Genomic DNA, 12,127 nt, shown 5'->3' with positions numbered 1-12,127 from the left:
GGCGCGCGGCGCGCGGCCCGAGGCGCAGGGCGAGCGCGACGTTCGCGCGCACCGTCCGGCTGCTGAGCAGGTGGATGCCCTGGAAGAGCACGCCGATCTCCTGACGGTGCTCGCGCATCCGTCGTCGGCCGAGCGTGCCGACGTCGCGTCCCGCGACGGTGACGCTGCCGGCATCAGCCGGCTCGAGCCCCGCGATGAGCTGCAGCAGCGTCGACTTGCCGGCACCGCTCTCGCCGATCACCCCGAACACCTCGCCGCGCCGGATGGCGAGGTCGATGCCGTCGAGGGCGGGGCGGGCGCCGCGCTCGCCCGCGTAGCGCTTCGTCACCCCGGCGAGCTCGATGATGGGCGCGCCGCTCGCAAGCATGATCCGTCGATGTCCCATCACCGGGGGACCCGACCGCCCGGAATTGTTGTACCGCGCACAACTATAACGGGTGGCGGCATGCTCGCCCGCCGCGCGCGGAGTGGCAGGCTGCCTGCGACCCGCGCGTCCGGTCAGTCGCGGAGGACCGAGCCGTCCTCGATCGACACCATCACGTCGGTCTCGTCCTCGAACGACACCTCCCACGCCTGCGAGTCGCCGCCGTGGTCCTCGAGCGACGCGTCGTCGAACGCCGCGCCGTCCCCGACCTCGTCGGCAGCGGTCTCGATCGCCTCGGCGATCGCCACCTGCGCCGAGTCGAGCGCCGAGCGATCGGCCGCGTCGACCTCGTCGTCCTCCGCGGTCGAGACGACCTGGGAGCCGTCCCCGCTCACGATGACGGTCAGCTGCCGCTCGCCGTCGGCGAGCGTCACCTCCCACGCCCGGTCGTCGTCCTGGTCGTCGATCTCGAACGCGACGGCGCCCGTCGCGCTCTCGGCGAGCTCGATCGCGGCGAGCGCCGCGCTCAAGCCCTCCACCCCGCCGGCCGACGCGCTCGGGTCGGTGCTGGGGTCACCGCTCGCCATCGGCGCGGCCGAGGTCGCGACGGGCTCGGGCGAGCGCTGCGGCTGCTGGTTCGGGGCGCCTGCGCTGCAGGACGCGAGCGCGAGTGCGCCGGAGACGGCGAGCGCGGCGAGCAGCGGGGTCCTCGAGCGGGTGCGGATGGCCATGCCGCGACGCTAGCCGCGGCGGGTGGAAGCCCCGTGGGAGTGCCCTGGGCGCTACATCCCGACCGGCGCGATGCCCCACCGGCCGCGCCACGACTCCCCCGGCTCGAGCCACACGAGCCCGTGCCCGGAGTTCAGGGCGTTGGCCGGTGCCGACATCGGCTCGACCGCCACGGCGTGGCGCGGCCCGTCGACGGCCGGGAACTCCCGCGGCGTGAAGACGACCGCGTACGGGAAGGCAGCGTCCTGCCACAGCTCGACCCCGCGCCCCTGCTCGTCGAGGAGGGTCGATGTCGCGATGCCGTCGATGAATTCGAGCCCGGCGTAGTTGTGGTCGATGTCGAGCTCCGCGAGGAGGCGTCCGCCGCGCAGATCCGGCGCCGACGCGTCCATCGCGTCGACGAGCGTCTCATCCGTCGGGATCAGGTCGACGGCGTTGAAGGCCCGCGCCGCCGGCACGGTGAGCGTGAGCCGCTCGGCGGGCGTCGCCCCGACGGCGAGGAACGGATGCGCGCCGCACGCCCACGGGGCCCGCTCGGCGCCGGCGTTGATCGCCTCGTGCGTGACGGCGAGGCCGTCGTCGGTGAGCTCGTACGCGACGAACGTGTCGATGAGGAACGGCCAGCCGGGCTGCGGGTGGATCGTGGCCTGCAGCAGCACGCGCGACTCGCTCTGGTCGAGCAGCCGGTACGGGCTGAAGCGCAGCAGCCCGTGGCTCGCGTTGCCCTTGTCGCGCTCGGTGACGGCGAGCCGCTGGGTCTCGCCGTCGAGCTTCCAGTCGCCCCCCGCGACGCGGCCGCCCCACGGCGCGAGCACGATCCCCTGCGCCTTCGCCGGCCGGGCGTCCTCGGCGAACGGCTCGACGAGGTCGACGCCCTCGAGCGTCAGCTCCCGCAGACCGGCGGCGACCTCGGTGACCGTCGCGCGCATCCGTCTGCCGTCGACATCGCGCGAGATCGTGAACTGCTGTCCTGTGGGCGGGCGCATGCCGCGAGCATAGAAGACGAGCACTTCTCCTCGGTGTCCCCCTGTTCTCAGAGAACCGGGTGTATGTTCCGACCACGAGCGGCCCGGCGCTGTGCCGGCCGCCCCCGGTTGCGGGACGGTTCGAAAGGCAGTGCTATGACGAGCAGAAGGATGGGCGCGGTCGCCGCGGCGGCTGCGGCGGCGCTGGCCCTCACGGCGTGCGGCGGCGGGAACGCGGGCGCGCCGGACGCGGCGGAGTTCTCGGCCGAGTACTCCGGGACGGTCAAGGCGTGGGGCTTCGAGAACGCCGACGACGTCGGCCAGGCGCGGCTCGACCACGCCGAGCAGGTGCTCGGCGAGTCCGACACGACGGTCGAGCTCGACGCGACCGCGTTCGACGCGCAGAAGTTCACGACGCTCGCGGCGTCCGGCCAGGTGCCCGACGTCGTGCAGATGGACCGCAACTTCGTCGCGACCTACGCCGCGCAGGGGCTCATCCAGCCCCTCGACGCGTGCTTCGCCGCCCACGAGGTCACGCCCGACGACCGCTGGTACGAGCAGGTCGTCGACGACGTCACCTGGAACGACGCGGTCTGGGCGGTGCCGCAGTTCTACCAGCCGCCCGCGATCCTGCTGAACGAGCGCGTGCTGGGCGAGGCCGGCGTCACCGACGCCGAGATCGATCCCTCGAACCCTGACGCGCTCATGTCGGCGATCGAGCGCATGACGGTGCTCGAGGGCTCGACGCCGACGCGGATCGGCTTCGACCCGCAGGGCGTCTCGAAGGCGGCGCTGTGGATGATGAGCTTCGGCGGCGGCATCATCGACGACGAGGGGCTCCCGACGCTCGACCGGCCCGAGAACGTGGAGGCGGTGGAGTTCCTGCAGGAGATCTACGACGCCCAGGGCGGCTACGCGAACGTGAAGAGCTTCCTCGACTCGTTCGACGTCTTCGGCGACGGCAACTCCTTCGTAAACGACACGATCGGCGCGGCGGTCTGGGACCAGTGGTACCCGAACGTGCTGACAGCGTACGCGGGTGAGATCGAGATCGGCGCGGTGCCCCTCATGGCGCAGGACGGCGAGCCCATCACGGCGGCAGCCGGGCAGGCGTTCGTCATCCCGACCAATGCGCAGAACCCGTCGGCGGCCTGCGCGTGGGCGCTCGAGCTCACGTCGCCCGAGGCCTGGCAGGCGGCCGGCGAGGCGCGCGCCGAGACGACCGCGTCGAACCCGGAGCGGCAGGGCATCAACACGGGCCTGTTCACCGGCTCGCCGGAGGTCGACCAGGACCTCCGCGAGCAGTTCGCCGACGCGGCGGGCTTCGCCGGCTTCGACGACGTGATCTCGACCTACTACGAGGTCGCTGCGGAGGGCGAGTCGTACGGCGCCTCGCCGGCCGGTCAGGAGATCCAGTCGGAGCTGCAGAACGCGGTGACGTCGGCGCTGCTGGGCGAGTCGAGCGCGCAGGAGGCGCTCGCGCAGGCCCAGGAGGCGGCGATGCGCGCCCACGAGCAGGTGGCCGGGGGGCAGTAGCCCAGCACGACGGAGGGGCGCTCGACCGAGGTCGGGCGCCCCTCTTCCGTGGGCCGGCGGGATGGGGGTCGTCAGCCCTTCCGACCCGTCGTGGCGATGCCCGTGATGAACGAGCGCTGCCCGAACGCGAACAGGATGAGCATCGGGATGGTCACGAGCACCGCGGCGACCATCACGTACTGGTAGTCGCCCTGGCCGCCCGCGGTGGGGCTGTACTTCGTCATCGCGCTCGCGATGCCGAGCGGCACGGTGTAGCCCTCCTGCGACCCGGTGTTGAGGTAGATGAGCGCCGCCTGCAGGTTGTTCCAGCTCGCCTGGAACTCGAACAGCAGGATGATCACGAACGACGGCACCGACAGCGGCATCGCGATCCGCCAGAACTGGCCCCACGCGCTCACGCCGTCGAGCTTCGCCGCCTCGAACAGCTCCCGCGGGAGGCCGAGGAAGAACTGCCGCTGCAGGAAGATGTAGAACGCCGAGCCGAACAGGTTCGCGCCCCACAGCGGCACGTGGGTGCCGACGAAGCCGAGCTGGTTCCAGATGAGGTACTGCGGCACGAGCGTCACGGCACCCGGCAGCATCATCGTCGCGAGCACGACGCCGAACAGCACACCCCGCCCGGGGAACCGGTAGTACGCGAACCCGAACGCGACGAGCGAGCTCGAGATCGCCACGAGCACGGCGGCGAGCACCGCGATGAAGATGCTGTTGCCGATCCAGTTGGCGAGCGGCATCTCCTCGAACGCGACCGCGTAGTTCTCGGGCACGATCGTGTCGGGGATGAGCTTGTTGTCGAAGACCTGGCCCCTCGGCTTGAGGCTCGCGGCGATGAGCCACACGAGCGGGTACATGAAGAGCGCCGCGAACATGAGCAGCAGCACCCACCGCACGATCTGCCCGACCCACCCCATGGGCGTGAGCGCCTGACCGCGCGCGTCGCCGAACGTCGGCCTGCGGCGCCTCCGCACGCGCTCGTTCGGCACCTCGGCTGCGGCCGCGGCCGCCTGGACGGTGTGCACCGGTGTCTGCGTGGCCATCTCAGCGCTCGCTCTCGTAGTAGACGAATCGGTTGCCGACCTTCACCTGGATGAGCGAGATCGCGACGATGATGATGAACAGCAGCCACGCCATGGCGGAGGCGAACCCGAAGTCGAACTGCCGGAACGCCTGCTGGAACAGGTAGATCGCGTAGAACAGCGACGCATCCGACGCCCCTTGGACGGTGTCGCGGTGGAACAGCAGGTAGGCCTGGTCGAACACCTGGAACGCCGCGATCGTCAGCACGAGCACGTTGAAGAACAGCGCGCCCGAGATCATCGGCAGCGTGATGTTCCAGAACCGCCGCAGGGGGCCGGCGCCGTCGACCTCGGCCACCTCGTAGAGCTCGGTCGGCACGTTCTGCAGCGCCGCGAGGAAGATCACCATCGTGCCCGCCACGCCCCACAGGGTCATGAGCACGATCGACGGCTTCACCCAGTCGGGGTCGAGCAGCCATTGCGGCCCCTCGATCCCGATGGCCGCGAGGCCGCGGTTGATGGCGCCCTGGTTGCCGTTCAGGAGCAGCAGGAACATGGATGCGGTGGCGACCGTCGGCGTCATCTTCGGCAGGTAGAAGACGGTGCGGAAGAAGCCGGCGCCCTTGCGCACGCTGTTGAGCAGCATGGCGAGGCCGAGCGCGAGCACGATCTCGAACGGCACGGCGAGCACCGCGTAGAACAGCGTGTTGCTCAGCGAGCCGATGACCTTCGGGTCCTCGAAGAGCCGCTCGTAGTTCGCGAAGCCGGCAGGGCGCGCCGTGTCGGTCGCGAGCTGGTAGTAGCTGAAGGAGATCACGAGGCTGTAGACCATCGCCCCGAGCGTGAACACGAGGAAGCCGATGATCCACGGCGAGATGAAGAGGTAGCCGGCGATCGCCTCCTTGCGCCGGAGCGACGTCATCCGCTGCTTGCGCGGTCGGCGCGCGCGGCCCCCTGGATCCCGGGACACCGCCGGTGCTGTGCTGGTCATGCGACCCCCTCCATCGGGGGCGATCGCTGCCGCGCGACCTGTACCCCTTGAGAAGCGGTTCTAGTCCACTTCTCTGAGTCCTGCATAGAAGCGCTTCTCCCCGAAGGCCCCCTCTTCCCCCGCGGCGGTCCGCCGCCTAGGCTTCGCGGCATGCCGCGGAGCATCCCGGGCGTCGTCGCCGACGTCCTGAACGAGCCGGACGTCCGCGCCGCCCGCACCCTGCTCGCCGAGGCGCTGCTCGCGTCGACCGGCACCGAGATGGCGACGCGCGTGAGCGTGCGGCGGGGCCGGCCCGACGCCGTGCTGCGCATCCACGGGCACGGCTTCCGGCCGCCCGCCGAGCTGCTGCCGAGCGCGGCGCAGATCCGCGAGCACCCGCTGTACCGCTATCGCGTCCACACGGGCGACGCCCGCCCGACACGCCTCGAGGACGTCATCGCCGCAGGCTGGCCGCTGCATGAGGAGGCGCGCCGGATCCTCGTCGAGCTGCGCATCTCCGTGCACCAGATCGCGGCCGCGATGCCGAGCGCGGGCGAGTACGACGGCTGGTCGCTCATCGCGCCCGACCCGATCAGCCGGCTCCAGCTGCGCCCCCTGGTCGAGCACGCGGCCCTCGTGCAGGGCCTCGACCGGCATGTGGAGCTGCTCGCGAGGATCGTCGAGCGGGCAGGCACCCAGCAGGATGCGGGAGCGCCGGCGCTCACGCCTCGCGAGCTCGCGGTGCTGCACCTCGTGCATCGCGGCGGCACCGCCGCCTCGATCGGGGCGCGGCTGGGCGTCTCGCCGCGCACGGTGCAGAAGCACCAGGAGCACCTGTACCGCAAGCTCGGCGCCCGCGATCGGCTCGGCGCCGTGCTCGCGGCGCAACGGGCGGGCCTCCTCCCGGCCCCACCTGCCGGGGAGGAGGCCGCGCCCGCGCGCGAGCCCGGACGGATCGGGGCCTAGCCTGCCGCGCAGACCGCGAGGGCGTCCATCATGCTCACCGTGAGCACGCCGAACTGCTCCTCCGTCAGGTAGCTGAACGGACGGACATCCTTGCCCTGGTACGCGGCGCCCGATCCGACGGTCGCGCGCGTGTGGATGAGCGGCTCCTGCTGCAGCCCGTAGTCCGCCATGAAGTCGGCGACGACCTCGTCGGCGACGTAGCCGCAGTCGTCCTGCAGCTCCGGCGGGATCAGGAACTGCGCCCCGAGGTCGCTGAGCGGCACCCACGGCGTGCCGCCGCGCAGGTGGTGCTGGTAGGCGGCGTCGGCCCACTCGTCCTTGTAGCAGTGGTGCGCCGAGGCCGCGGTGGCCCCGATCATCGTCAGGGCGACGGCGAGCGCGACGGTCGCGGTGGCGCGGCCGACGGGTGCAGCGGCGTTCATGGATCCTCCTCGTTCCGCCGGGAGCTGGGGTCTCCCGGTCGCACCGAGTCTCGCGAGGCGCCCGCGGCCGCGGAATGCGCAATGGTGCGTATGCGCTGCGCACGGCCGCATCGGTGCCCCCGCTGGGATTCGAACCCAGACTGCGCGGAGTTTAAGTCCGCTGCCTCTGCCGGTTGGGCTACGGGGGCGAGGGCGCCTCGGCGCCCGTCCTCACCGTACGCCCGGGCCGCCCTCGAGGAGCGCCGCGAACCGCTCGGGCAGGCGCACGTTGCGCCCCACGCCGCGGAAGAGCGGCGCGATCTGCTCGGGGCGGTACCCCGCGATGCCGCAGCCGATCTCGGTGACGAGGAACTCGAGCTCGGGGTGCTCGGCGGCGAAGGAGAGGAACGTCGCCACCTCGGAGCCGATCGTCGCGAGTCCGCTCATGGTGTCGATCGCGTACGACTGGCCGTGGAGGCCGTGCCCCTTGCCCCACACGGCGCCGAAGCGCTCCATCGCGAGCCGCGCGGCGCCGCCGCCGTGGGCGCCCGCAGCGTTCGAGCCGAAGACGAAGACCTGGTGCGGTGCGAGGCTGTCGATCCTGCCCGGTGCCGTGCTCATGCGCCCACGGTACGCGCGTACGCTGACGCCATGACCGTCCACGAGCGCGCCACCATCATCCCGCTGCCCGACCGCGTGCCGCACCTGCCGAAGACCGGCCTCGTCATGCCCGGCGCCGTCATCGCCGGCGCCGTCTCGCTCGGTGACAGGGTCGGGATCTGGCCCGGGGCGTCGCTCCGCGCCGAGGAGGAGCGGATCCGGATCGGCGACGACTCGAACGTGCAGGACAACTGCTCGCTGCACGTGGACCACGGCTCGCCGCTCACGATCGGCGCGCGCGTCTCCATCGGCCACAACGCGGTCGTGCACGGCTGCACGATCGAGGACGACGTGCTCATCGGCATGCACGCGACCGTCATGAACGGCGCGGTCGTCGGCACCGGCTCCATCATCGCCGCCGGCGCGCTCGTCACCGAGGGCACCGTCATCCCGGAGCGCTCGCTCGTCGCCGGGGTGCCCGGCAAGGTGCGGCGCGAGACGACGGAGGACGAGCGGCGCGCGATCGCGCGCAACGCCGAGACGTACGCCCAGCGCATCCGCCTCTACGTCGACGCCCTCGGCCACCGCTGAGCCCGCTGCCCTAGCGGGCGGCGTCGGCGGATGCGTAGGCTCGGCCCGTCGGAGGGAGCGGCATGGCGATCGAGGCGACGGGCGCCGTGAGCGAGCACGGCGAGACGGCGGAGCTCACGCTCGAGCGGCGCGTGCCGCACGACGCGATCGCAGTGTGGCCGTACTTCGCCGAGTCGCGTGAGCTCGGCACGTGGTTCGGCGGCTACGCGGGCGACCCGGACGCGGGTGAGGTCGTCGTCTCGATGACCGCCGAGGACGGCGAGGCGACGATCGCCGTCGAGATCCTCGACTGCGAGGCGCCCGAGCACCTCGCGGTGCTCACGAACGACGAGCACGGGTCGTGGAGCCTGGAGGTGGAGCTCATCGACGGAGGCCACGAGCCCGGCTCGGGCACGACCATCCGCTTCACCCACCACGACGTCGCGCTCGCGGCGCTGCCCGAGATCGGGCCGGGCTGGGAGTGGTACCTCGACCGGCTCGTCGCCGCGCTGGCCGGGCAGCCGATGCCCGAGTGGGACGACTACTACCCGGCGCTGCGCGACGCGTACACGCGCTGAGCGCGCCCCGCTGCGGCCCGCGAACCGCGGCGGCGACCCGCTCGCGCGTCAGCGGGAGCGCACCGCCTTCTCGGCCATCTGCACGACGTTGTCGAGCAGCATGACGCGCGTCATCGGGCCGACGCCGCCCGGCACGGGCGAGAGCCAGCCGGCGACCTCGCGCACGCCGGGGTCGACGTCGCCGAGCAGCTTGACCCTGCCGGTCTCGGCGGAGAGCCCGCGCGTGATGCCCACGTCGAGCACCGCGGCGCCGGGCTTCACCCAGTCGGGCTTGATGAGCCCGGGGACGCCCACGGCGGCGACGACGATGTCGGCCTCGCGCACCTGCGCGGCGAGGTCGGGGGTGCGCGAGTGGCAGAGGGTCACGGTCGCGTCGATGCCCTTGCGGGTGAGCAGCAGCCCGAGCGGGCGGCCGACGGTGAGCCCGCGGCCGACGATCGCGACCGTCGCACCCGCGATCCCGATGTCGTGGCGCCGCAGCATCTGCACGATGCCCGCGGGTGTGCACGGCAGCGGCGAGTCGATCGGCCCGTCGACGCCGAGGACGAGCCGCCCGAGGTTCTCGGGGTGGAGCCCGTCGGCGTCCTTCGCCGGGTCCATGAGCTCGAGCATCGCGTGCTCGTCGTGGCCCGCCGGCAGCGGCAGCTGGATGATGTAGCCGGTCACCTCGCGCGCGGCGTTGAGGTCGGCGATCGCCGCGCGCACGTCGGCGCTCGACGCGCTGTGGGGCAGGTCGACGCGGATCGACTCGATGCCGACCTCGGCGCAGTCCCGGTGCTTGCCCTTGACGTACGACTGGCTGCCCGGGTCGTCGCCCACGAGCAGCGTGCCGAGGCCGGGCGTCAGCCCCTTGCCGCGCAGCGCCGCGACGCGCTCGCGCAGCTCGTCCTTGATGGCGGATGCGGTGCGGTTGCCGTCGAGGATCTGCGCGGTCATGCGTGCACGCTCGAGCCGAGCTCGTGCACCGCCTCCGGCTGGCCGCTCGGCCCGACACCGGGGTAGAGCGGGAACTCCTCGGCGAGCCGCGCGACGCGCTCGTGGAGCGCCGGCAGGTCGGCGCCCGGCTGCAGCGCGAGCGCGATGACGTCGGCGACCTCGGTGAACTCCTCGTCGCCGAAGCCGCGCGTCGCGAGCGCGGGGGTGCCGATGCGGAGCCCGCTCGTGACCATCGGCGGGCGCGGGTCGTTCGGCACGGCGTTGCGGTTCACCGTGATGCGGATCTCGTGCAGGAGGTCCTCCGCCTGCTTGCCGTCGATGGCGGCGTCGCGCAGGTCGACGAGCACGAGGTGCACGTCGGTGCCGTTCGAGCGCACCGAGATGCCCGCGTCCCGGACGTCCTGCTGCATGAGCCGCTCGGCGAGGATCTGCGCGCCGCGGAGCGTGCGCTCCTGGCGCTCCTTGAACTCGTCGGTCGCGGCGAGCTTGAACGCCGTCGCCTTCGCGGCGATCACGTGCATGAGCGGGCCGCCCTGCTGGCCCGGGAAGACCGCCGAGTTCAGCTTCTTCGCGATGTCCGCCTCGTTCGTGAGGATGAAGCCCGAGCGGGGGCCGCCGATCGTCTTGTGCACGGTCGACGAGACGACGTGCGCGTGCGGCACGGGGTTGGGGTGCAGGCCGGCGGCGACGAGGCCCGCGAAGTGCGCCATGTCGACCCACAGCAGCGCGCCGACCTCGTCGGCGATCGCGCGGAAGGCGGCGAAGTCGAGCTGACGGGGGTAGGCCGACCAGCCGGCGATGATGACCTTCGGCTGGTGCTCCTGCGCGAGGCGGCGCACCTCGTCCATGTCGACGCGGCTCGTCTCCTCGTCGACGCCGTAGGCGACGATGTCGTAGAGGCGGCCCGAGAAGTTCAGCTTCATGCCGTGCGTGAGGTGGCCGCCGTGGTCGAGCGAGAGGCCGAGGATCGTGTCGCCGGGGCGCGCGATCGCGTGCAGCACCGCCGCGTTCGCGCTCGCGCCCGAGTGCGGCTGCACGTTCGCGAACTCCGCGCCGAAGAGCGCCTTCGCGCGCTCGATCGCGAGCGACTCGGCGACGTCGACGTGCTCGCAGCCGCCGTAGTAGCGGCGCCCCGGGTAGCCCTCGGCGTACTTGTTCGTCAGCACCGAGCCGGCCGCCTCGAGCACGGCGACGGGCACGAAGTTCTCGCTCGCGATCATCTCGAGGTAGTCGCGCTGGCGGTCGAGCTCGAGCTGCAGCACGGCGGCGATCTCGGGATCGACCTCCGCGAGCGGCGAGGTGAACGTGGAGGGCAGGCGGTCGGTCACGGTTGCTCCTTCGCTGTGCGCGGGCGCGCGTCGCAGGGTCTGGTGCCCAGGCGCGCGGCGACTGCTCGGCCGCTCCCCGGTGGTGCTCCACCATCGCGCCAGTCACGGCCGCTCCAATCGTAGCCCGCGCGCGCGGTCGGGGGCGGATGCGTCGGCCGGCCACGGGCGGGCCGCGCGCGATCACGCTCGGCGGCCGCCGAGCATCCGCTCAGCCGATCGCCGACGGGAGGCGCGCGCGGCCTCGACCTGGTAGGCAGGACGCGCGGCGCGAGGGCGCGCCGCTCCCCCACCGAAGGAGCACGCATGAGCGTCATCGACCTCACCGGCAAGGTCGCCGTCATCACCGGCGCGGGCAGCGGCATCGGCCGCGCGACCGCGCAGCTGTTCGCCGAGCTCGGCGCGAAGGTCGTCGTGAGCGACATCGCCCAGACCGCCGACGAGACCGTCGCGAGCATCGAGGGCGCCGGCGGCACCGCATCCGCCTCGATCGGGGACATCGGCGACGTCGCCGTCGCCGACTCGGTCGTCGCCGCAGCGGTCGAGCGCTACGGGCGGCTCGACGTGCTCGTCAACAACGCCGGCATCATGGACCACTTCGCGGGCGCCGCGCACGTCGAGGACGCGCTGTGGGACCGCATCATGCGCGTGAACCTGAACGCGCCGTTCTACCTGACGCGGGCGGCGCTCAGGGTGATGCTGCCGCAGGGCTCCGGCTCGATCGTGAACATCTCGAGCGCCGCCGGCATCCGCGGGGCCGCGGCCGGCGCCGCCTACACGTCGTCGAAGCACGGGCTGGTCGGCCTCACGCGCAACACCGCCTACATGTACGCGAAGCAGGGCATCCGCGCGAACGCGATCTGCCCGGGCGGCGTCGCGACGAACGTGATGACCGAGGAGGTGCAGCGCGGCATCGACCACGAGGGCCTCGCCGCGCTCGGCCCCATCCACCAGGGCGCGCTCCGCAACGCCGAGCCGATCGAGCAGGCGCACCTCATCGCGTTCCTCGCCTCCGACGCGGCCGTGAACGTGAACGGGGCGATCATCCCGAACGACGGCGGCTGGGCGGCCGGCTGAGCCCGGCCGCGGCTGGCCCGGCAGCGCCTGAGCCGGCCGCGCCCGACCCGGCCACGCCTCACCCGGCCACGCCCGACCCGGCCACGCCTCACCC

The 12,127-nt window shown here is 72.5% G+C and carries 14 protein-coding genes, 1 tRNA gene and 1 riboswitch; of the genes, 5 read left to right on the top strand and 10 right to left on the bottom strand.

The features are described from left to right. The 3 genes from NWP09_RS08020 to NWP09_RS08010 all read right to left on the bottom strand — a co-directional run. On the bottom strand, positions 1–367 hold a 367-nt coding region (locus tag NWP09_RS08020; protein ID WP_258275000.1), incomplete at its 3' end, for an ATP-binding cassette domain-containing protein. A 131-nt stretch (positions 368–498) separates the two neighbouring features. Next, positions 499–1,095 carry a hypothetical protein gene (locus NWP09_RS08015; RefSeq protein ID WP_258274999.1) on the bottom strand — a complete coding sequence of 199 codons (597 nt, stop codon included), beginning with the start codon at positions 1,093–1,095 and terminating at the stop codon, positions 499–501. A 51-nt stretch (positions 1,096–1,146) separates the two neighbouring features. Continuing rightward, a complete protein-coding gene (locus NWP09_RS08010) occupies positions 1,147–2,079 on the bottom strand; it encodes an aldose 1-epimerase family protein (protein WP_258274998.1) in 933 nt (310 codons plus the stop codon). A gap of 135 nt (positions 2,080–2,214) precedes the next feature. On the opposite strand from NWP09_RS08010, the gene NWP09_RS08005 reads away from it, so the two are divergent. Further along, entirely contained in the window at positions 2,215–3,594 is a 1,380-nt protein-coding gene (locus NWP09_RS08005; protein ID WP_258274997.1) for an ABC transporter substrate-binding protein, read from the top strand. A 71-nt stretch (positions 3,595–3,665) separates the two neighbouring features. On the opposite strand, the gene NWP09_RS08000 is transcribed toward NWP09_RS08005, so the two are convergent. Both NWP09_RS08000 and NWP09_RS07995 read right to left on the bottom strand, forming a co-directional pair. Next, positions 3,666–4,631: a carbohydrate ABC transporter permease gene (locus NWP09_RS08000; RefSeq protein ID WP_258274996.1), complete on the bottom strand. Its 966-nt coding sequence runs from the start codon at positions 4,629–4,631 to the stop codon at positions 3,666–3,668. A 1-nt stretch (position 4,632) separates the two neighbouring features. Next, positions 4,633–5,601, bottom strand: a complete 969-nt coding sequence (locus tag NWP09_RS07995) for a carbohydrate ABC transporter permease (RefSeq protein WP_258274995.1) — start codon at positions 5,599–5,601, stop codon at positions 4,633–4,635. Between the two features lie 150 nt (positions 5,602–5,751). Here NWP09_RS07995 and NWP09_RS07990 point away from each other — a divergent pair, with 150 nt between their 5' ends. Then, a complete protein-coding gene (locus NWP09_RS07990) occupies positions 5,752–6,546 on the top strand; it encodes a LuxR C-terminal-related transcriptional regulator (RefSeq protein ID WP_258274994.1) in 795 nt (264 codons plus the stop codon). On the opposite strand, the gene NWP09_RS07985 is transcribed toward NWP09_RS07990, so the two are convergent. The 3 genes from NWP09_RS07985 to NWP09_RS07975 all read right to left on the bottom strand — a co-directional run bounded on the left by NWP09_RS07985 (position 6,543) and on the right by NWP09_RS07975 (position 7,568). Beyond that, positions 6,543–6,968 carry a hypothetical protein gene (locus tag NWP09_RS07985; protein ID WP_258274993.1) on the bottom strand — a complete coding sequence of 142 codons (426 nt, stop codon included), beginning with the start codon at positions 6,966–6,968 and terminating at the stop codon, positions 6,543–6,545. The genes NWP09_RS07990 and NWP09_RS07985 overlap by 4 nt on opposite strands. Positions 6,969–7,082: 114 nt before the next feature. Further along, positions 7,083–7,156, bottom strand: a tRNA-Leu gene (locus NWP09_RS07980). A 22-nt stretch (positions 7,157–7,178) separates the two neighbouring features. Further along, entirely contained in the window at positions 7,179–7,568 is a 390-nt protein-coding gene (locus NWP09_RS07975) for a hypothetical protein (protein ID WP_258274992.1), read from the bottom strand. Between the two features lie 30 nt (positions 7,569–7,598). On the opposite strand from NWP09_RS07975, the gene NWP09_RS07970 reads away from it, so the two are divergent. Together NWP09_RS07970 and NWP09_RS07965 are read left to right on the top strand one after the other, a co-directional pair. Then, on the top strand, positions 7,599–8,138 hold the full coding sequence (locus tag NWP09_RS07970) for a gamma carbonic anhydrase family protein (RefSeq protein ID WP_258274991.1): 540 nt from the start codon (positions 7,599–7,601) through the stop codon (positions 8,136–8,138). 62 nt (positions 8,139–8,200) lie between these two features. Further along, positions 8,201–8,695 carry an SRPBCC domain-containing protein gene (locus NWP09_RS07965; RefSeq protein WP_258274990.1) on the top strand — a complete coding sequence of 165 codons (495 nt, stop codon included), beginning with the start codon at positions 8,201–8,203 and terminating at the stop codon, positions 8,693–8,695. A 48-nt stretch (positions 8,696–8,743) separates the two neighbouring features. Here NWP09_RS07965 and NWP09_RS07960 read toward each other — a convergent pair whose 3' ends face one another. Beyond that, positions 8,744–9,631 (bottom strand): bifunctional methylenetetrahydrofolate dehydrogenase/methenyltetrahydrofolate cyclohydrolase, encoded by an 888-nt coding sequence (locus tag NWP09_RS07960; protein ID WP_258274989.1) that lies wholly within the window; start codon positions 9,629–9,631, stop codon positions 8,744–8,746. Beyond that, positions 9,628–10,959, bottom strand: coding sequence for a serine hydroxymethyltransferase (gene glyA, locus NWP09_RS07955; protein ID WP_309137107.1), 1,332 nt, complete (start codon positions 10,957–10,959; stop codon positions 9,628–9,630). The genes NWP09_RS07960 and glyA overlap by 4 nt, the downstream gene beginning before the upstream one ends. A gap of 37 nt (positions 10,960–10,996) precedes the next feature. Then, positions 10,997–11,075: riboswitch (ZMP/ZTP riboswitch) on the bottom strand. Between the two features lie 187 nt (positions 11,076–11,262). Here glyA and NWP09_RS07950 point away from each other — a divergent pair. Beyond that, a complete protein-coding gene (locus tag NWP09_RS07950; protein WP_258274988.1) occupies positions 11,263–12,033 on the top strand; it encodes an SDR family NAD(P)-dependent oxidoreductase in 771 nt (256 codons plus the stop codon). The last annotated feature ends 94 nt before the right edge of the window (positions 12,034–12,127 follow it).

Source organism: Agrococcus sp. HG114, assembly GCF_024723325.1.
GTDB lineage: Bacteria > Actinomycetota > Actinomycetes > Actinomycetales > Microbacteriaceae > Agrococcus.
Note: the sequence above shows the minus strand (reverse complement) of the source record. Positions and strands in the feature narration are given on the sequence as shown.

Coding starts and splice junctions, on each gene's coding strand:
- NWP09_RS08015 (WP_258274999.1), bottom strand. CDS start 1,095: ATGGCCATCCGCACCCGCTCGAGGACCCCGCTGCTCGCCGCGCTCGCC.
- NWP09_RS08010 (WP_258274998.1), bottom strand. CDS start 2,079: ATGCGCCCGCCCACAGGACAGCAGTTCACGATCTCGCGCGATGTCGAC.
- NWP09_RS08005 (WP_258274997.1), top strand. CDS start 2,215: ATGACGAGCAGAAGGATGGGCGCGGTCGCCGCGGCGGCTGCGGCGGCG.
- NWP09_RS08000 (WP_258274996.1), bottom strand. CDS start 4,631: ATGGCCACGCAGACACCGGTGCACACCGTCCAGGCGGCCGCGGCCGCA.
- NWP09_RS07995 (WP_258274995.1), bottom strand. CDS start 5,601: ATGACCAGCACAGCACCGGCGGTGTCCCGGGATCCAGGGGGCCGCGCG.
- NWP09_RS07990 (WP_258274994.1), top strand. CDS start 5,752: ATGCCGCGGAGCATCCCGGGCGTCGTCGCCGACGTCCTGAACGAGCCG.
- NWP09_RS07985 (WP_258274993.1), bottom strand. CDS start 6,968: ATGAACGCCGCTGCACCCGTCGGCCGCGCCACCGCGACCGTCGCGCTC.
- NWP09_RS07975 (WP_258274992.1), bottom strand. CDS start 7,568: ATGAGCACGGCACCGGGCAGGATCGACAGCCTCGCACCGCACCAGGTC.
- NWP09_RS07970 (WP_258274991.1), top strand. CDS start 7,599: ATGACCGTCCACGAGCGCGCCACCATCATCCCGCTGCCCGACCGCGTG.
- NWP09_RS07965 (WP_258274990.1), top strand. CDS start 8,201: ATGGCGATCGAGGCGACGGGCGCCGTGAGCGAGCACGGCGAGACGGCG.
- NWP09_RS07960 (WP_258274989.1), bottom strand. CDS start 9,631: ATGACCGCGCAGATCCTCGACGGCAACCGCACCGCATCCGCCATCAAG.
- NWP09_RS07950 (WP_258274988.1), top strand. CDS start 11,263: ATGAGCGTCATCGACCTCACCGGCAAGGTCGCCGTCATCACCGGCGCG.